This window comes from Arsukibacterium perlucidum DSM 18276, assembly GCF_000382165.1.
In the GTDB taxonomy this organism is placed as follows: Bacteria; Pseudomonadota; Gammaproteobacteria; order Enterobacterales; family Alteromonadaceae; genus Alishewanella; species Alishewanella perlucidum.
Map to the genome: position 1 here is coordinate 75,810 of NZ_KB907712.1, position 18,640 is coordinate 94,449.

Genomic DNA, 18,640 nt, shown 5'->3' on the forward strand with positions numbered 1-18,640 from the left:
AATCCTACTAAGGCCGCATATCGCGGCCTTTTTTTCTGGGCTAAGCTGGGCTTTTGCTTACAGGCTATGCCAGCCTGAGCAGCTTATCGCAGGAGTATCAGTTGCCACAGCGCTACTATGTCTTGTTAGCCGGGTTTTTCAGCCAGCTGCTTTGTTTAGGTGTGGCCCGCTTTGCCTATACGCCGTTGCTGCCGTTAATGCAGCAGCAAACAATACTAAGTGATAGCAGCGGCGGTATGCTGGCGGCTGTTAATTATTTAGGCTATATGACCGGCGCACTGCTGGCAGCCAGCCTGACTAATCTTAAACTAAAAGACAGCCTGTACCGGCTTGGTCTGCTGCTGGCGGTGGTAAGCACGTTGGGTATGGCACTCACCCAGAACGTCTGGCTGTGGTCAATCTGGCGCTTTGTGGCAGGTTTAAGCAGTGCCGGCTCAATGCTGATTGCTTCAGGCCTGATCATGCATTGGCTGCTTAGCCATAAGCAGCGCGCTGAACTGGGTATTCACTTTGCCGGACTGGGCCTGGGTATTGCGCTTGCTGCGGTGTTGGTAGAATTAATGCTAAAACTGCAGCTGGACTGGCGCGCCCAGTGGCAATACTTCACCTTGCTGGCGGTGCTGCTGGCTATTCCGGCCTGGCGCTGGTTGCCGCGCCCTGCCAGAGTTACCGTTGCCGCGCATAGCCGCTCAGCTGATACCCCACCTTCTGAACGTTTTTATCGTCTGATGCTGGCCAGTTATTTTTGCGCCGGCTATGGCTATGTGATCAGTGCCACCTTTATCGTTACTATAGTAGAGCGGATGCCGGGTTTAACCGGCAGCGGTAACCTGAGTTTTATTGTACTGGGCTTAGCCGCCGCCCCCGCGGTGCTGCTATGGGACTTTATTGCCCGCAAAACCGGCTACCTGAAAGCCATTATGCTGGCGCTACTGGCGCAAATGCTGGCGATTATATTGCCGCTGTTGGTTAGTTCGTTGCTTGTGGTGTTATTAAGCGCAGCACTATTTGGCGCCACTTTTATCGGGGTGGTCAGTTTAGTATTGACGATGGCAGGGCGCTTGTACCCCAGTAAACCAGCCAAATTGATGGGTAAAATGACCTTAGCCTACGGCAGTGCTCAGGTAATTGCCCCAGCCTTAACAGGCTATCTGGCGGAAGTAAGTGGTTACTATACTGTCGGCCTCTACCTGGCCGCCGGCTTTGTTGGTCTGGGGGCACTGCTGATAGCGGTATTGATCGTTGCCGACCAAACTGCACAGCAGCTGGATGAAGCAAAATAGCTGGGTAGCTGAAATAAGATTATTTGCCGATACAAAATGAGCTGAAAATCCGGCCCAGTAAGTCATCACTGCTAAATTCGCCGGTAATTTCATTTAAATGCTGCTGGGTTAGCCGCAGCTCTTCAGCCAAAATTTCACCAGCGATATAGCTGTGCAGCTGCTCCTGGCCGATCTCCAGGTGCTCCGCAGCGCGATCGAGCGCGTCTAAATGGCGGCGGCGGGCCAGGAAGCTGCCCTCGGTGCTGGCGTCAAAGCCAATGCATTGCTTTAAATGCTCGCGCAGTGCATCAATGCCGGCGCCGGTTTTGGCTGATAGCCGGTATACCGGTGTTTTTGCATTCAGGTCGGCGGTCGGCTCTGCAGTGAGCATCTCGCCGGTAATATCAGCTTTATTGCGAATAACGGTAACCCCTAAGCTCGCGGGCAGGCGGTCAATAAAGTCGGGCCAGATAGCGTGCGGGTCGGTGGCGTCAGTGGTGGTGCCGTCGACCATAAACAATACACGGTCGGCCTGGGCAATTTCCTGCCAGGCGCGCTCGATGCCTATTTGTTCTACCTGATCGGTGGCTTCGCGCAAACCGGCGGTGTCGATAATATGTAGTGGCATACCATCGATATGAATATGTTCGCGCAGTACATCGCGGGTGGTACCGGCTATCTCGGTCACAATTGCGGCTTCGCGCCCGGCTAAAGCATTTAGCAGGCTGGATTTACCGGCATTGGGTCGGCCGGCTATCACCACTTTCATGCCTTCGCGCAGGATACTGCCCTGTGCCGCCTGTTTTTTAACGGTAGCCAGATAGTCGATGATTTCTGCTAAGTCAGTGGCAACTTTACCGTCAGATAAAAAGTCGATTTCTTCGTCAGGGAAGTCGATTGCAGCTTCAACATACATCCGCAGGTAAATGACTTTTTCCACTAATTCGTGGATCCGCCGCGAGAACTCGCCCTGCAGCGATTGCATAGCGCTGCGGGCCGCTTGCACGCTACTGGCATCAATTAAATCGGCAATGGCTTCGGCCTGGGCTAAATCGAGCTTGTCGTTCAGAAAAGCCCGTTCCGAGAACTCACCGGGGCGGGCTATCCGCACATTTGGTGCAGCCAGCACCTGTTTTAGCAGCATATCGAGCAACACCGGGCCACCGTGGCCTTGCAGCTCGAGCACATCTTCGCCGGTAAAGGAATTGGGTCCTGGAAAGTACAGGGCTATGCCCTGATCCAGCACCCTGGCTTCGCTATCAAAAAACGGTAAGTACTCGGCATAGCGTGGTTTAGGCAGCTTATGCAGGATAGCCTGAGCAACTTTTTTAGTGTCGGGGCCGGAAATGCGGATAATACCAACACCGGCGCGGCCGGGCGCGGTGGCTAAAGCGGCGATGGTGTCGGTACTAAACATAGTTGCCTCTTAATGGAAAAAGCCTGTCGCTTGATGCTGACAGGCTGTTTAGTTAGTGCTGCTGGCCGGGTAAGGAGATCATCATTTCGCCACTTTCGACAGCACATCCCTGTGCTGTCTCAGCCTGCGCGGCATCCCTGCCGCTGCTACGCAAGAACACCCGACTCCAGCCTGTCGGTATTGTCGTCAGGCTTTCTTGGTATGTAAGCCTTTCTTTTCCATGCCTTTATAGATATACAGCATCTGCGCCAGTGAAATAAGGTTACTGACAAACCAGTACAGTACCAGGCCGCTTGGGAACCAGATAAAGAATACGGAGAACGCAACCGGCATCCACATCATAATTTTCTGTTGTAGCGGGTCGGTAACCTGCATTGGTGTCAGTTTTTGCATTGCGAACATACTTAAACCAAACAGCACCGGCAGAATGTACCACGGATCTTTCGCTGATAAGTCGGTGATCCACAGCATAAACGGCGCATGGCGCAGCTCGACGCTTTCTACGAATACCCAGTATAACGCCAGGAAAATCGGCATTTGCACCAGCATGGGTAAACAGCCACCCATAGGGTTAACTTTTTCTTTGCGGTACAGCTCCATCATCGCCGGGCCCATTTTCTGGCGGTCGTCTTTATATCGGGCTTGCAGCTCTTCAATTTTTGGCTTTAAGTTGCGCATCTTGGCCATTGATTCATATTGAATTTTGGTCAGCGGATACATAATGCCTTTAACAATAACGGTGATCAGGATAATTGCCAGACCCCAATTCACCACAAAGCCCTGAATGGTGGTCAGTAACCAGAATAACGGCTGCGAGATAAACCACAGGAAGCCATAATCGACGGTTAAATCCAGGCCATTAGCCAGTTCTGCTAATTTGTCCTGCTGTTTCGGGCCGGCATAAAAGGTACTGCCAATCACGGTGCTTGCGCCTGGTTGCAGTTCAATTACTTCGCTGCGGCTACCGATAACGCCTTTATTGCCAGAGACCATACTATATAAACGCTGTGGCTGGGTTTGGTCCGGTACCCAGGCAGCAACAAAGTAATGCTCCAGCATGGCAACCCAGCCGCCGGTACTGTTAATGGCCAGGTTTTTCTTAGCCATATCGTCAAAGTCATATTTTTCGTAACGCTCTTCACTGCTGCCGTAGGCGGCACCACGGTAAATAGGCATCATCATGCTGGCGCTTTCGCCATTATCAATATTTTGTACCAGGTGCTGATATGGCTGAATGCTTTTGCTGACATCACTTTCGTTGACAATAGAATATTCAACCCGGACATCATATTTACCACGGCTAAAGATAAAGCGTTTTTCTATTTGTAAGCCATTAAAGTTGGTAACCAGCGGTACCACCAGCTGATCACTGCCATCAGCCAGCTGATACTGCTGTTGGGCAAACTGATAAGGCTGGCGGCTATTGGTTTGATCATCCGGGCCATCAGCGCCAATCAAGCCAGACTGCGCAGTATATTCAAAGCCCGGTAGTTTGCGCATTAACACATATGGCAACTCGCTATCTTTGGTTAACTCATATTCTGGTAAGGTTAAACCCACGATATCACCGCGACTGGTATCAATCTCAACGTTTAAGACGTCGGTTGCTACTTTCACCAGTTGGGCCGATGGGGTGGCTGTGGCGGTAACCTGGCTGGGCGCATCATCACCGGTTAACCGGATGTCACCGTTACTGTCGGTAGTACTACTGCCAGGCGTTACACTTTGTGCCTGTTCAGCCGTAGTGGGGGCAACAATAGGTTTTGGACCATAATCTTTTTGCCATTCCTGCCAGAGGAAAAAACTGACGATTGCCAGGGCAATTACTAAAAAACTGCGTTGTGAATCCATGGGTTAGCTTTTCTCATTATGCTTATCAGGAACGGGATCATCACCGCCCTTATGTAAGGGGTGACATTTTAATATGCGTTTGCCTGCTAACCAAGCACCTTTTACCGCACCAAAGCGTTCAATCGCGGTAATGGCATAATGTGAACAAGTTGGATTGAAACGGCAATGTGGCCCCAGCAGCGGGCTTAACACCAGCTGATAGCCACGAACCAGCATTAACATCAGCTTGATTGTAAAGCGATGTACTGGCGAGCGATTTTGCTCCATAGCCGTTCCAGTTGTTTCAACAATTCACTATTCGGGGTGTTACTGATATCACCCTTTACCATTAATACCAGATCGACGCCGGGCAACTGGTGTTGATGCAAACGAAAGCTGTCACGCACACAACGTTTTATACGATTGCGTTGCACGGCCAATTTAACACGTTTTTTAGCGATAGTAAGGCCTAATCGCGGGTGTTTAAGCTGATTTGGTTTGGCAAGAATGGTAAACAGGGGAGAAGCAACCCGAAACGGGTGTTGGAAGACATTGTCAAATTGACTGGGAGTTAACAGGCGTAACTCCCGGCCGAAGTCCAGGCTGACCACGCAGCGCTTAACAGCCGATTACGCTGATAAACGCTGACGGCCCTTAGCACGACGACGCGCTAAAACCTGACGACCATTTTTAGTGGCCATACGAGCACGGAAACCGTGGTTGCGCTTGCGTTTTAATACGCTTGGTTGAAACGTTCTTTTACTCATAATTTCATCCGTCCGGTCGAAATATTTACTAAGATTACCTGAGTTTTAGCAAATACACCAAAACGCAGCTGACAAAAATGAGCGCGAATTTTAAGTACTTCGGGCTGCAAAGTCAATGCGATCCTTGTTTTTATTCTGATCTGATCGTTGTGTTCAGGTTTGGTCTAATAAGTTTTCCACAGCCTTACTGATCTTACTGAATAAAATGTGAGTTATTTGTTTTTTAGGCCAGAAAGTGTTGCTGAATTTATTCGGTATTATTAAATAGAATAAAGGAATATAAACCAATATAAAGAGTAGGTTATGTTATTTTTTATTGGGTGAGAGTTTTTTTTGAAAAGTCAATATTGAACTTGTGGATAAGATCATACGATAATGGCCGACTTTGGTAATGACACCAGCCTTATTTTATAAAATTAATCAGGGCTTCAGGAGAGAAGGTGTATCAATCTGTTTGGCAAAATTGTTTACAGGCATTGCAGGCGGAACTTCCCGCCCAGCATTTCAGCATGTGGATCCGGCCATTACAGGCTGACAGCTCTTCTGATTCGTTGATCCTGTATGCGCCAAACCGCTTTGTACTGGACTGGGTACGAGAAAAATATTTAAACCGGATCCTTGAACTGATCCAGGATTACTGTGGCGATGATGCGCCCCGGTTGAAGTTAGATGTAGGCAACAGCCAGCAGCAAACTAAGCGCCCTCCCGGTAACAGTCATTTACCTCAGCCGGAAGCCAATCCTAATAATCATACCCAGGCACCGCGTGAAGCCGCTGAACCGGCCCCCAAAACTATTGTCCGTAGCAATGTACGGGCGAATTACACTTTTACCAACTTTGTTGAGGGTAAATCAAATCAATTGGCCCGTGCTGCTGCCAGTCAGGTAGCCGACAACCCCGGCACCGCTTATAACCCTTTGTTTATTTATGGTGGTACCGGCCTCGGTAAAACTCACTTATTGCATGCAGTGGGTAACGGTATTCTGGCCAAAAAGCCAGACGCTAAAGTGATTTATATGCACTCCGAGCGTTTTGTGCAGGATATGGTAAAAGCATTACAAAACAATGCGATAGAGGAATTTAAGCGCTACTATCGTTCGGTTGATGCGCTGCTTATCGATGATATTCAATTCTTTGCCAATAAAGAGCGGTCGCAGGAAGAGTTTTTTCATACCTTTAATGCTTTGCTCGAAGGTAACCAGCAAATCATTTTAACCAGTGACCGTTACCCGAAAGAAATTGATGGCGTAGAAGACCGCCTGAAATCACGTTTTGGCTGGGGCTTAACTATCGCCATCGAACCGCCGGAGCTCGAAACCCGGGTGGCGATTCTGATGCGCAAAGCCCAGGAAAACCAAATTCGGTTACCTGAAGAAGTCGCTTTTTTTGTTGCCAAGCGCTTACGCTCTAATGTGCGTGAACTGGAAGGGGCGTTAAACCGGGTTATCGCCAATGCCAATTTTACCGGCCGGCCGATAACCATTGATTTCGTCCGCGAAGCATTACGAGACTTGCTGGCGCTGCAGGATAAACTGGTTACTATAGAAAACATCCAGAAAACGGTGGCCGAATACTATAAAATCCGGATTGCTGATTTATTATCTAAGCGTCGCTCCCGCTCAGTCGCCCGGCCGCGACAAATGGCTATGGCGTTATCGAAAGAACTGACCAATCATAGCCTGCCGGAAATTGGCGATGCGTTTGGCGGGCGGGATCATACAACAGTGCTGCATGCCTGCCGCAAAATTGAATCATTAAAAGAAGAAACCCACGAAATTAAAGAGGATTTTCAAAACCTCATTCGCACGTTGTCTTCATAGCAGTTTTTAACAGGGTCATCCTAACTTAGGGTTTAGCTATGCAATTTGTTATTAACAGAGACGCCTTACTCAAGCCGCTGCAAATGGTGTCGGGTGCTATCGAACGGCGTCACACTTTACCTATTTTATCTAACGTGTTGCTGGAGGTAACTGAGCAGCAGCTGGCGTTGACGGGTACCGATCTGGAAGTAGAGTTGGTTGCTACTACCGATGCAGTGCAAGTGCAACAAGTTGGCAGGGTTACCGTGCCGGCAAAAAAGCTGCTGGATATTTGCCGTAGCTTGCCGGAAAACAGCGATATTAAAGTGTTATTGCAGGCTGAAAGTTGCATTTTAACCTGCGGCAAAACCAAGTTTACGTTATCGACTTTAAGTGCAGCCGAATACCCTAATCTGGAAAGCTGGCAGGGCGAGGTCGACATTAGTATCAGCCGCCAGCAGCTACGAAAGTTATTGGACGACACCGCATTTTCGATGGCGAATCAGGACGTCCGTTACTATCTGAATGGTTTGTTGTTTGAAGTGGATAACGGCAGTTTAACTGCAGTGGGTACTGATGGTCACCGTCTGGCGCTAAGTAAATTGGCGCTGCCAGGCGTTAATTTGCAGCAAAAGCAAATTATTATACCCAGAAAAGGCGTGCTGGAAATTATGCGTTTACTGGCAAATGATGATCAGCTTATTCAGTTAAGTCTCGGCCAGAATCATATCAGGCTATCTGATCAGGGTTTTACCTTTAGTAGCAAACTGATCGATGGACGCTTTCCCGATTATCGACGGGTTTTACCGCGCAACAGCACTAAGTTGGTCACCGCTCATCGTCCGGTTCTAAAAGATGCGTGCACCCGTGCCTCGATTTTGTCGAATGAAAAGTATCGTGGCGTGCGGTTCACTCTTAGTAACAATGAGCTGCAAATCATGGCGAATAATCCTGAGCACGAGCAGGCTGAGGAAGTGATTGAAGTTGAGTATCAGGGTGATCCACTGGAAATTGGTTTTAACGTTGGCTATATGCTCGACGTGCTAAACACGCTTAATACCGACCTGGTAATTCTGCATTTAAATGACGCTAATTCCAGCACCTTAATCGAAGGTGTTGGCAATGAAGGCGCATCTTATGTTGTTATGCCGATGCGTCTATAAGTAATGGCATTGTTGTCTTTGCAAGTTAGCCAGTTCCGCAATATGCCGGCGCTGGCGTTAACTGCCCATCCTGAATTTAATCTTATTTATGGCGAAAATGGCAGCGGTAAAACCAGTTTGCTGGAGGCTATTTATTATCTGGCGCATGGCCGCTCGTTTCGCAGCAGGGTGCATCAACGGTTAATTAAAGATGATGCTGCCCATTTTACTCTGCACGCCAAAGTTAGTAATAATCAGCAAAGTTATAGCCTGGGCTTGCAGCGCAGCCGCACGGCCGAATTGTTGCTGCGGTTAAATGGCGCTAACGTCCAGCGCTTGGCTGAATTTGCCAGCTTATTACCGGTACAATTGCTCACCCCGGATAGTTTCCGTTTGTTTTTTGGTGGGCCGAAAGAACGCCGGCAGTTTTTTGATATGGGTGTGTTCCACGTGGAACCCGATTTTTTTCCGGTCTGGCTGCAGTTTAGTCGGGTGCTTAAGCAGCGAAATTCTTTATTAAAGCAGCGGCGCCGATATGATGATGAGTTTGCCTACTGGGACCAGCAATTTGCCAACCTGGCATGGCAGTTACAAAGCCAGCGCCAGCAGTATATTGACCAATTAAATGAGGCCTATAAGCTTTTGGTAGCTAACAATTTACTGTTGGCTGATATAAGTATGCAGTTGCAAAGTGGCTGGCCAGAACGGATTAGCAGCGAGCAGGCATTGCTGGAACTACTAAAACAAAATTTTGAACAAGATTGCCGGCAGGGCTTTAGTCAGTATGGCCCGCAGAAAGCCGATTTGAAATTAAAAAAAGCTCAGTTGGCGGTGGAAGAAGTATTATCCCGCGGCCAGCTAAAAGTGTTATTATTTGCACTTAAAATCGCCCAGAACAATGTAATTAGTAATAGTGGTAACAAACAGCCATTGCTACTAATTGATGATTTGGCGTCGGAACTGGATGCCAGTTCTACCCAACTTGTTTTTGAGTATTTAACCCAGATTAATTCACAGGTATTTATTACTGCAATTAATGCTGATCAGGTTTCACCTTATATTGCTGCCGAGCGCAGCAAAATGTTTCACGTGGAACACGGTCAGATAACAGCACGGACAGATGAAGATGGCCGAACAACATAATTACGATTCCTCAAGTATTAAAGTATTAAAAGGGCTGGATGCCGTTCGTAAAAGACCAGGCATGTATATCGGTGACACCGATGACGGCACGGGCTTACACCATATGGTGTTCGAGGTAGTCGATAACTCTATCGACGAAACGCTGGCTGGCTATTGCACCGACATCTGGGTAACTATTCATAGCGACGGCTCGGTATCAGTCCGCGACAATGGCCGTGGTGTACCAACTGAGATGCACGAAGAGGGCGTGTCGGCAGCTGAAGTTATTATGACAGTATTGCACGCCGGTGGTAAGTTCGACGAAAACTCCTATAAGGTATCAGGCGGCTTACATGGTGTCGGTATTTCGGTAGTTAACGCCTTATCAGATAAGTTAGAACTGACAATTCGGCGTAAAGGCCAGGTACATAACCAGATCTATCACTTAGGTGTCCCGCAGGCGCCGTTAGCGGTAATTGGCGAAACAGAAGACACTGGTACCGCTATCCGTTTCTGGCCAAGCCCAACCGTGTTCAGCGACATCGATTATCACTACGATATCCTGGCTAAGCGCCTACGCGAACTATCATTCCTGAATTCTGGGGTGAGCATTATCCTGACTGATGAGCGCAATGATAAAAAAGACCACTTTAAATATGAAGGTGGTATTGAAGCGTTCGTCCAATATCTAAACCGTAGCAAAACCAGTGTTCACCCTAAGGCGTTCTATTTTACCGATCAGCGCGATGATGGTATCTCGGTAGAGGTGGCCATGCAGTGGAACGACAGCTATCAGGAAAATGTATTCTGTTTTACCAACAACATTCCACAACGCGACGGCGGGGCACACTTAGCCGGTTTCCGTGGTGCTTTAACCCGGGTGCTGAATAACTATATTGAGCAAGAAGGCTACGCTAAAAAAATGAAAGTGCAGGCCTCGGGCGATGATGCCCGCGAAGGCTTAACAGCGGTGGTTAGCGTTAAAGTACCCGATCCGAAATTCAGTTCACAAACCAAAGATAAGCTGGTGTCCAGTGAAGTACGTTCAGCTGTTGAAGGCATCATGGGCGAGAAGCTGAACGAATACCTGCTGGAAAACCCGGGTGATGCGAAAATTATCGTCGGTAAAATAGTCGATGCGGCGCGGGCACGTGACGCTGCGCGTAAAGCGCGGGAAATGACCCGGCGTAAAGGCGCGCTGGATATTGCCGGTTTGCCAGGCAAGCTGGCCGACTGTCAGGAAAAAGACCCGGCTTTCTCTGAACTCTATATTGTAGAGGGTGACTCAGCAGGCGGTTCAGCCAAGCAGGGCCGTAACCGCAAAAATCAGGCTATTTTGCCACTGAAAGGTAAAATTCTGAATGTGGAGAAAGCCCGCTTTGACAAGATGTTGTCATCGCAGGAAGTTGGCACCCTGATTACCGCTTTAGGTTGTGGCATTGGCCGGGAAGAATATAACCCGGATAAAACCCGTTACCACAGCATCGTCTTGATGACAGATGCCGACGTCGACGGCTCGCACATTCGCACCCTGTTATTAACCTTTTTCTACCGTCAAATGCCGGAGTTAATCGAGCGTGGTTACATTTATATTGCTCAGCCTCCGCTGTTTAAAGTAAAAAAAGGTAAACAAGAACAATATATTAAAGATGAGCCTTCGTTAGTTGAATACTTAACTACTCTGGCGCTGGATGAAGCCAGCCTGCACGTTAATGCGGATGCGCCGGGCATTGGCGGCGAGCATCTGGAAAAACTGGTACGTTTGTATCACAAGGTTACTGCGATTATTGACCGCTTAAGCCGGAAAATACCGTATAACCTGCTAAACGAACTTATCTATGTTACTGGCCTCAGCCCGGACAACGTCAAAGATAAAACCGTGGTAGAAGCCTGGGTTAAAACCCTGGCTAAGCGCTTAGACGACAAAGAGGGTGATGGCTCCAGCTATAAATACGATGTGATAGAAGACCGGGAACGCCATTTGTTCCAGCCGAAAATCATTATTCGCCAGCATGGTATCGATAACGAATATGCGCTGCATTACGACTTTATCACCTCACGTGATTATCAAAACATCGTTAGTTTAGGCGATGAAATTCGTGATTTGATGGAAGAAGGTGCTTATATCCGCCGCGGTGAAAAGGTGAAGCCAGTAGAAACCTTCATTGAAGCACTTAACTGGTTAATGGCTGAATCAAAGCGTGGCTTATATATTCAGCGTTATAAAGGACTGGGCGAGATGAACCCGGATCAGTTGTGGGAAACCACGATGGACCCACAAAACCGCCGCATGCTGCAAGTAACCATTGAAGACGCAGTAGGCGCCGACCAGCTGTTTGCCACCCTGATGGGCGACCATGTTGAGCCGCGGCGAGCCTTTATTGAAGAGAATGCGCTGTACGTTGCCAACTTAGACGTATAGTTTTTTACCAGATAACAAGACAGGGGCTACGGCCCCTCAGTCATTTTAGCGAGTTAGCTGCGCATGCATAGATATGATATTAAAACCTTTCAGGGCCTTATTTTGGCCTTGCAGGATTACTGGGCCCGCCAGGGCTGTGTTATTGTCCAGCCGCTGGATTTAGAAGTGGGCGCCGGTACTTTCCACCCGATGACATTTTTACGCTCACTGGGGCCAGAGCCGACTAATGTGGCTTATGTGCAGCCTTGCCGCCGGCCAACTGATGGCCGCTACGGTGAAAACCCGAACCGCTTGCAGCATTACTATCAATTCCAGGTAATCTTAAAGCCTTCCCCAGACAATATTCAGGAGCTGTACTTAGGCTCATTACGTGAGTTGGGGATTGATACTCTGGTACACGATATCCGCTTTGTAGAGGATAACTGGGAGTCGCCGACATTAGGCGCCTGGGGCCTGGGCTGGGAAGTGTGGTTGAACGGTATGGAAGTTACCCAGTTTACTTATTTCCAGCAGGTTGGTGGTTTAGAATGCCGGCCGGTTACCGGAGAAATTACTTACGGCTTAGAGCGGCTGGCGATGTACATTCAGGGTGTCGATTCAATTTATGACCTGGTGTGGACCGATGGCCCGCTTGGCCTGGTTACTTACGGCGATGTGTTCCATCAGAACGAAGTAGAACAATCGACTTATAACTTTGAACATGCTGATGTGCCGGCACTATTTGCTCAGTTTGATCAGTGTGAAAAAGAAAGCCACTACCTGATAGGACAGGGCCTGGCATTGCCTGCCTATGAAAAAGTAATGAAAGCCTCGCATGCCTTTAACTTACTGGATGCCCGCCACGCGATATCAGTAACCGAACGCCAGCGCTATATTCTGCGGGTGCGTACCCTGGCGAAAGCTTGTGCTGAAGCGTACTTCGCCAGCCGGGAGAAGCTCGGTTTTCCGCTATGTAAAAATGGCAAGCAATCGCAGCAGGAGGCAAAATGAGCGCACAGGATTTTCTGGTAGAAATTGGTACTGAAGAGCTGCCACCAAAGGCACTTAAAACCTTAGCCAGTGCTTTTGCTGATAACATTACCAGTGAGCTGGCAAAACAAGAATTACGCCATGGCGACGTTGTCTGGTATGCCGCCCCGCGTCGCTTAGCGGTGCGGGTAAATGGCCTGGCTGCCAGCCAGAGCGATAAGGTGGTTGAGAAACGCGGCCCGGCTATTGCTGCCGCTTTTGACGCTGATGGTAAGCCAACCAAAGCGGCTGCTGGCTGGGCTGCCGGCTGTGGTATTAGTGTTGAGCAAGCCGAACGGCTGGAAACCGAAAAAGGTGCCTGGCTGCTGCATAAGCAGCTGCAAAAGGGCCAGAGCACGGCTACGTTGTTAGCAGATATTGTTAAAACCGCACTGGCAAAATTGCCTGTTACCCGACCCATGCGCTGGGGTAGCTCTGATGCCGAGTTTATCCGGCCGGTGCATACCATTGTTATGCTGTATGGCAACGACATAGTACCGGCAACTATTCTCGGTCGCAGTAGTAGCAATAAGAGCTACGGCCATCGTTTTCATGCACCGGCCCTAGTTGAAATTGCCAATGCCGATGCCTATTTACCGGCCTTACAGCAGGCTTATGTAGTGGCAGATTACCACGTGCGTAAAGCGACTATTGCGGAGCAGGTTAAAGCAACGGCTGACAGCTTAAATGCTACTGCACAAATGGATGAAGCTTTGCTGGAAGAAGTGGCGTCGTTAGTTGAGTGGCCGGTGGTTTTAGTGGGCAGCTTCGAACAAAGTTTTCTGCAGGTGCCGGCCGAGCCGTTGATTTCGACGATGAAAGATAACCAGAAGTACTTCCCGCTGTTGGATAAGCAGGGCAACTTGCTGAATAAGTTTATCTTTGTGACCAATATCGCCAGTAAAGATCCGCAGCAGATTATCAGTGGTAACGAGAAAGTAGTGCGGCCGCGCTTAGCTGATGCTGAATTCTTCTTTAAGACTGACCGTAAAACCAAATTGATTGAGCGGCTGGATAGTTTAAAAACGGTATTGTTTCAGCAGCAGTTGGGTACTTTGGCGGAAAAGTCAGAGCGCATTAGCAAAGTGGCAGGTTTTGTCGCGGCAAAAATTGGCGCCGACCAGGCCGCTGCAGAGCGAGCCGGCTTATTGTCGAAAACCGATTTAATGACCAATATGGTTGGCGAGTTTCCGGAAGTGCAGGGCATTATGGGCATGCACTACGCCCGGCTGGATGGTGAAGACGAAGCCGTTGCATTAGCGTTGAACGAGCAGTATATGCCGCGCTTTGCCGGTGACCAGTTACCAAGCCGGCTGGAAGGTGCCGCGGTCGCCATTGCCGATAAACTGGATACTTTAGTGGGCATTTTTGGCATCGGCCAAACACCGAAAGGCGATAAAGACCCCTTTGCACTGCGCCGGGCAGCGATAGGCGCCCTGCGAATTATGGTTGAGAAACAGTTACCATTGGATCTGGTTGAGGTTATTGGCTTTAGCCAGCAAACTTTTGGTAGTAAGTTAACTAACCCCAAGGTTGCCGACGAGGTGTTGGACTTTATGTTGGGCCGGTTCCGCGCCTGGTATCAGGATGAAGGCTATGTAGTCGATGTTATTCAGGCAGTACTGGCACGCCGGCCAACCAGCCCGAGTGATTTTGACCGACGGGTAAGTGCGGTGGCCGCATTCAGCAAACTGGACGCTGCAGCAGCGTTAGCAGCCGCCAATAAGCGGGTAGCCAATATCCTGGCTAAAGTAACTGATAGCATTCCATCGCAAGTGAGCACTAACTTACTGCGAGAGCCCGCCGAACAGGCGCTTTACCATGCGATAACCAACGAACAGGCGTATCAGGCAGAAGGACACAGCTATAGCGACAGCCTGGCGCATTTAGCCGGGATGAGAGCCGTTATCGACAGCTTTTTTGACCAGGTAATGGTGAATGCTGATGATAACGCGGTGCGTTTTAACCGCCTGGCGTTGTTAAAACAGCTGCGTGAATTATTCCTGCAAGTTGCTGATATTTCAGTTTTACAGTAGTAATTGCCATTAGACTTGTTAAAAGCCAGCTTAACCGCTGGCTTTTTTGTTTGTGGGATACGATAAATAGCTGGCTAGCCGGAAAATAAATTTGGGTTGGCGTGAACCTGACCGTGGCTCGCTTCGTCTTTTTATCGTAATAACAACAATAAGGGCAACAATGCAGCAGGCACAACTTGATTTACTGGTGCTGGCTATGCAAGCCGGTGACAAGCGGGCGTTTGGCTTGCTGTACCAGCACTATCACCGTGACTTGCGTCGGTTTGCTGCTTACTTGCTGGCTAATCCGGCAGTGGCTGAAGATCTGGTGCAAAACGTCTGGTTAAAAGTAAGCCAGCGAATTGCCCGGCTCAACGACCCTGCGATATTTACCAGCTGGTTATACCGGGCGGTGCGTTGGGAAGTGCTGGACTATCAGCGGCAGGCGGCGAGTAGAAAACAGCAGCCGATTGACGACGATGAACCAATGGCTGTCAGCGGCCCGGATTATATTCAGCAGCATACAGACGGCAGCGACTTAAGCAAAGCACTGGCAGTGTTGGCTGCGGCTGAGCGCCTGGTATTACAGCTGCATTATTTACATGAACTGGAGCTAAGCCAGATCGCGTTGATTATAGATGTACCGATTGGCACGGTTAAATCGCGCTTATACCGGGCACGTCAGCAGTTGCAACAACAACTGCAATAACCCCACTGGTAATAATGTTTATAGAAAAAAGAGGAGCAGGTTATGACTATCGATAAAGATATTAAGCAGCAGCTGGCTCAGCAGGCAGCAGAGCTGGATAAGTTAATGCGGGAAGAGCAGGGGCTGGATAAGGTGTTGGCTTCTGGTTTTAAAGGCGGCCTCGGTAAGATAATGGCGCTTGCCTATCTGCTGGCTATCATCCTGGCCGCCGCCATTTTTTACTGCGGCTATCAGTTCTTAACAGTTGCTCCGGAGCAGCAGTTGTTCTGGGGGGTGTCATTGTTGTTGGCATTTCAGGCCCAGGTTGCTACTAAACTGTGGATCTGGATGGAAACCAACCGCAGTTCAACTCTGCGTGAGGTGAAAAGGCTGGAGTTGGCTGTGGCGAAGTTAACGGGTTAACACACCCTGTTGCGGCCAGTGTTTTTCGCCAGATATAACTGTTTATCGGCTTGGTCGATTGCAGCAGCCAGGCTGGTGCTATCGTGGCAGCCGGCAACCCCGAAACTGGCTGTGACCGGCAGCGCTAGTTTGTCATGCTGCAGTGGCTGGTCCAGCAAAGCCTGGCGAATCTTCTCAGCAACCAGCATGGCGTCGTCAGCGCTGGTTTTAGGCAGAAAAAACAGAAACTCTTCACCGCCAATCCGGCAGGCAATATCTTGCTGACGCAGGTTGCTGCGGAACAATTTGGCCAGATGGCGCAGCACAGCATCACCGGCGGCATGACCATGTTGGTCATTCAGATGTTTGAAATGATCGATATCACAGATAATTACAGCAATTGGTAGCAGTAATTCGGGTTGCTGCTGCAGGCTGATGCTTAATGAAGAATCAATAAAACGACGGTTAAGCAGTAAGGTAAGAGGGTCGGTATTCGCCTGAACTTCTTTGCTTTGCTGTAATAGGTCCATCGCTTCATGGCTACGTTCACGGTAGTGATCGTTAATCCAACAGACAATAATGACAATAAGCAATGAAGCAATAAACCGGCTGGCTTCGGCTTCTTTATAATCTGCCATAATAATGTCTGGAATAAACAACATTACAACCAGTACTACTAATAGTACTGCATTGCTTAACAGGGCTTTTTTAACCCCGAGTAAGCCAAACAGAATAGCCGGGAAAGGGAACACCCAGTAAAGAGCGGTGTTATTAAAGCCGCCCTGGTATACCAGGGCAAGTACAAAAATGCCGACCAGAACAGCTTCAATATTACAAGCCAGGTTTAAATTGCCAGACCAGCGGAAGTAGCTGATATTAATAAGAAAGGTGGCGCCAGTGCCGAATAAGATTAGCGGCAGCAAGGCTATTTCACCACCGAGGTTTTTAAAACCATAGATAAACATGACAACAGAGGTAATGTAACTGACAAAAGATAAAATGTAACGCCGACGTCGGGCATCAATTTTTTCAGCTTGCTTAGCACTATCTTTATTTAAAGCTGCCTGCAACAGCGCTACCCCCTGTTTTTGTCTATCCTAGCATAGAAATTCAGAATTATAGTTATAGCCGCTTAAGGAGAGGCTTCTTGCTGTTTTGCATGTTCTACCAGTGCCCGAACATCAGCCAGCAGTTGCTGGGCATCGTACACTATGCCATCTTTAACCGTATACCGAATGCCCTGAGTACGGATAGCTTTATTATCGGCATTCAGCCGATAGTGGCCTGTGCCATAAAGCACTTTAAAGTTAGCCAATGGATTTTCGGCAACGATAACCAGGTCGGCTTTCTTACCGGGCACCACGCTGCCAATGTCTTGCTCCAGCCCCAGGGCAATAGCACCATTCAAGGTGGCGGCCTGAATCACTTCCAGCGCATTAAAGCCGGCTTCACGCAGCAGCTCCAGTTCCTGAATAAAAGCAAAGCCATAAATTTTATAAATATAGCCAGCGTCAGAGCCGACTGTGATCCGGCCACCATGATTTTTATAATCGTTCAAAAACTGCATCCAGATCCGGTAGTTTTCGCGCCACGCAATTTCATGGTCGGTAGTCCAGTCAAACCAGTATGAACCATGGGCGTAACGACTGGGCGTAAAAAACCGGCTTAGGGTAGGCAGGGTGTAATCCTGGTGCCATTCGGCATTACGCTGGGCGGCAGCATCACGGCTGGCCTCATAAATAGTAAGTGTTGGGTTGATGGTAAAATTCAGCTCAATTAATTCATCACGCACGGCGTTCCACTTGTCTGAACCCGGCGCGGCAGCCTGACGCCATAACTCGCCGGCTGCACCAAAGCGGTCTTGCTCATTCTGATAGTTGTAATTTGCCGGATAGTTTTGAATAGTCTGGCCGGTAAACAGGGCCTCTGGTAGCCCATACCAATGCTCCATCGAGCCTAAACCCATCCGGGCGCTGTCCAGTACATTGGTACGCGCCACATTCAGCTGGGCGTGGTGCATCATGGTACCCAGTTGTTGTTTGTTTGCTTCATCCAGCGCGGCAGCAATAATACCCGGGGTGGCACCAAAAAATTTAATACCGGCCGCACCGGCCTTTTTAATATCGCGCACCCATTTGCGGGCCTGCTCCGGATTAAACGCCGCCTGCGCCAGCCCCTGGCCAAAACCAACGTAAGGTACTATTCGTGGCGCCACTATCCGGTTTTCAGCTGCTGCTTTAACATGCTTTAAAGTCCAGGCCAGGCCGTTAAAACTGCCAGGCTCCCGCACCGTGGTAATACCATGGGCCAACCAGAGTTTAAATACGTATTCCGCCGGGATACCGTTAGCTGAACCGCCAATATGGCCATGCATATCGACAAAGCCAGGCAGAATATACATGCCGCTGATATCCATCTCGGTGTCACCATCTTTTGCTACCGGCCGACCATCGGCAAGCACGGGTACATCGGGGTAGCCCACTACCACTACCTGACTGATCCGGTCTTTTTCAATGACAATATCCACCGGGCCAATAGCCGGTGCGCCTTCACCGCTAATTAAAGTGCCGCCGCGCAGAATTAACCGCTTATACGGGCCGTCACCTTCACCTTGGTTGCGCTCAGGCGCAGAGGGGGTACGTTCAATATCATTGGCTAATATTGGCAAACAAGTGGTGCTAATAAACAGCATTAAGGTGCTAAGCAGCAAGCGCATGGCAAGTCCTTTAAGATTATACAGGGAAAGCATACGAACCAGTGTGCCAA

16 protein-coding genes are annotated in these 18,640 nt (G+C 49.1%); 9 read left to right on the forward strand and 7 right to left on the reverse strand.

All coding sequences use genetic code 11. The features are described 5' to 3' along the window. Nucleotides 1-53 precede the first annotated feature (53 nt). Nucleotides 54-1,283, forward strand: coding sequence for a YbfB/YjiJ family MFS transporter (locus H141_RS0110530; protein WP_019676230.1), 1,230 nt, complete (start codon nucleotides 54-56; stop codon nucleotides 1,281-1,283). A 19-nt stretch (nucleotides 1,284-1,302) separates the two neighbouring features. Here the strand turns inward: H141_RS0110530 and mnmE are convergent, their stop codons facing one another. The 5 genes from mnmE to rpmH form a co-directional block, all read right to left on the reverse strand. After that, the gene (mnmE, locus tag H141_RS0110535; protein ID WP_019676231.1) at nucleotides 1,303-2,679 is read right to left on the reverse strand and encodes a tRNA uridine-5-carboxymethylaminomethyl(34) synthesis GTPase MnmE; all 1,377 of its coding nucleotides are present in this window, start codon (nucleotides 2,677-2,679) and stop codon (nucleotides 1,303-1,305) included. A gap of 186 nt (nucleotides 2,680-2,865) precedes the next feature. Further along, nucleotides 2,866-4,530, reverse strand: coding sequence for a membrane protein insertase YidC (gene yidC / locus H141_RS0110540; protein ID WP_019676232.1), 1,665 nt, complete (start codon nucleotides 4,528-4,530; stop codon nucleotides 2,866-2,868). 3 nt (nucleotides 4,531-4,533) lie between these two features. Next, a complete protein-coding gene (gene yidD, locus H141_RS0110545) occupies nucleotides 4,534-4,797 on the reverse strand; it encodes a membrane protein insertion efficiency factor YidD (protein WP_026349383.1) in 264 nt (87 codons plus the stop codon). Then, a complete protein-coding gene (rnpA, locus tag H141_RS0110550) occupies nucleotides 4,752-5,120 on the reverse strand; it encodes a ribonuclease P protein component (RefSeq protein WP_019676234.1) in 369 nt (122 codons plus the stop codon). The genes yidD and rnpA overlap by 46 nt, the downstream gene beginning before the upstream one ends. A gap of 18 nt (nucleotides 5,121-5,138) precedes the next feature. Then, nucleotides 5,139-5,276, reverse strand: a complete 138-nt coding sequence (gene rpmH, locus H141_RS21140; protein ID WP_083923053.1) for a 50S ribosomal protein L34 — start codon at nucleotides 5,274-5,276, stop codon at nucleotides 5,139-5,141. Nucleotides 5,277-5,716: 440 nt separating this feature from the next. On the opposite strand from rpmH, the gene dnaA reads away from it, so the two are divergent. The 8 genes from dnaA (at nucleotide 5,717) to H141_RS0110590 (ending at nucleotide 15,895) form a co-directional block, all read left to right on the forward strand. After that, on the forward strand, nucleotides 5,717-7,096 hold the full coding sequence (gene dnaA / locus H141_RS0110555) for a chromosomal replication initiator protein DnaA (RefSeq protein WP_019676235.1): 1,380 nt from the start codon (nucleotides 5,717-5,719) through the stop codon (nucleotides 7,094-7,096). Nucleotides 7,097-7,134: 38 nt separating this feature from the next. Further along, nucleotides 7,135-8,238: a DNA polymerase III subunit beta gene (gene dnaN, locus H141_RS0110560; RefSeq protein WP_019676236.1), complete on the forward strand. Its 1,104-nt coding sequence runs from the start codon at nucleotides 7,135-7,137 to the stop codon at nucleotides 8,236-8,238. A 3-nt stretch (nucleotides 8,239-8,241) separates the two neighbouring features. Then, nucleotides 8,242-9,360 carry a DNA replication/repair protein RecF gene (recF, locus tag H141_RS0110565; RefSeq protein ID WP_019676237.1) on the forward strand — a complete coding sequence of 373 codons (1,119 nt, stop codon included), beginning with the start codon at nucleotides 8,242-8,244 and terminating at the stop codon, nucleotides 9,358-9,360. Continuing rightward, complete coding sequence (gyrB, locus tag H141_RS0110570) at nucleotides 9,344-11,761, forward strand: DNA topoisomerase (ATP-hydrolyzing) subunit B (protein ID WP_026349384.1); 2,418 nt, start codon at nucleotides 9,344-9,346, stop codon at nucleotides 11,759-11,761. Before recF ends, gyrB begins: the two co-directional genes overlap by 17 nt. A 63-nt stretch (nucleotides 11,762-11,824) precedes the next feature. Next, a complete protein-coding gene (gene glyQ, locus H141_RS0110575; RefSeq protein ID WP_019676239.1) occupies nucleotides 11,825-12,751 on the forward strand; it encodes a glycine--tRNA ligase subunit alpha in 927 nt (308 codons plus the stop codon). Further along, nucleotides 12,748-14,805 (forward strand): glycine--tRNA ligase subunit beta, encoded by a 2,058-nt coding sequence (glyS, locus tag H141_RS0110580; RefSeq protein WP_019676240.1) that lies wholly within the window; start codon nucleotides 12,748-12,750, stop codon nucleotides 14,803-14,805. Before glyQ ends, glyS begins: the two co-directional genes overlap by 4 nt. A gap of 160 nt (nucleotides 14,806-14,965) precedes the next feature. Then, nucleotides 14,966-15,493 (forward strand): RNA polymerase sigma factor, encoded by a 528-nt coding sequence (locus H141_RS0110585; protein WP_019676241.1) that lies wholly within the window; start codon nucleotides 14,966-14,968, stop codon nucleotides 15,491-15,493. A gap of 42 nt (nucleotides 15,494-15,535) precedes the next feature. Beyond that, nucleotides 15,536-15,895: a DUF6768 family protein gene (locus H141_RS0110590; RefSeq protein WP_019676242.1), complete on the forward strand. Its 360-nt coding sequence runs from the start codon at nucleotides 15,536-15,538 to the stop codon at nucleotides 15,893-15,895. Here the strand turns inward: H141_RS0110590 and H141_RS20135 are convergent. Beyond that, nucleotides 15,892-16,944 (reverse strand): GGDEF domain-containing protein, encoded by a 1,053-nt coding sequence (locus tag H141_RS20135; RefSeq protein WP_019676243.1) that lies wholly within the window; start codon nucleotides 16,942-16,944, stop codon nucleotides 15,892-15,894. The genes H141_RS0110590 and H141_RS20135 overlap by 4 nt on opposite strands. Before the next feature lie 62 nt (nucleotides 16,945-17,006). Next, entirely contained in the window at nucleotides 17,007-18,590 is a 1,584-nt protein-coding gene (locus H141_RS0110600) for an amidohydrolase family protein (protein WP_019676244.1), read from the reverse strand. Between the last annotated feature and the right edge of the window lie 50 nt (nucleotides 18,591-18,640).

Excerpts from the sequence above, each read along its gene's own strand:
- mnmE (WP_019676231.1), bottom strand. The coding sequence starts at position 2,679 with ATGTTTAGTACCGACACCATCGCCGCTTTAGCCACCGCGCCCGGCCGC.
- yidC (WP_019676232.1), bottom strand. The coding sequence starts at position 4,530 with ATGGATTCACAACGCAGTTTTTTAGTAATTGCCCTGGCAATCGTCAGT.
- yidD (WP_026349383.1), bottom strand. The coding sequence starts at position 4,797 with ATGGAGCAAAATCGCTCGCCAGTACATCGCTTTACAATCAAGCTGATG.
- rpmH (WP_083923053.1), bottom strand. The coding sequence starts at position 5,276 with ATGAGTAAAAGAACGTTTCAACCAAGCGTATTAAAACGCAAGCGCAAC.
- dnaN (WP_019676236.1), top strand. The coding sequence starts at position 7,135 with ATGCAATTTGTTATTAACAGAGACGCCTTACTCAAGCCGCTGCAAATG.
- recF (WP_019676237.1), top strand. The coding sequence starts at position 8,242 with ATGGCATTGTTGTCTTTGCAAGTTAGCCAGTTCCGCAATATGCCGGCG.
- gyrB (WP_026349384.1), top strand. The coding sequence starts at position 9,344 with ATGGCCGAACAACATAATTACGATTCCTCAAGTATTAAAGTATTAAAA.
- glyQ (WP_019676239.1), top strand. The coding sequence starts at position 11,825 with ATGCATAGATATGATATTAAAACCTTTCAGGGCCTTATTTTGGCCTTG.
- glyS (WP_019676240.1), top strand. The coding sequence starts at position 12,748 with ATGAGCGCACAGGATTTTCTGGTAGAAATTGGTACTGAAGAGCTGCCA.
- H141_RS0110585 (WP_019676241.1), top strand. The coding sequence starts at position 14,966 with ATGCAGCAGGCACAACTTGATTTACTGGTGCTGGCTATGCAAGCCGGT.
- H141_RS0110590 (WP_019676242.1), top strand. The coding sequence starts at position 15,536 with ATGACTATCGATAAAGATATTAAGCAGCAGCTGGCTCAGCAGGCAGCA.
- H141_RS0110600 (WP_019676244.1), bottom strand. The coding sequence starts at position 18,590 with ATGCGCTTGCTGCTTAGCACCTTAATGCTGTTTATTAGCACCACTTGT.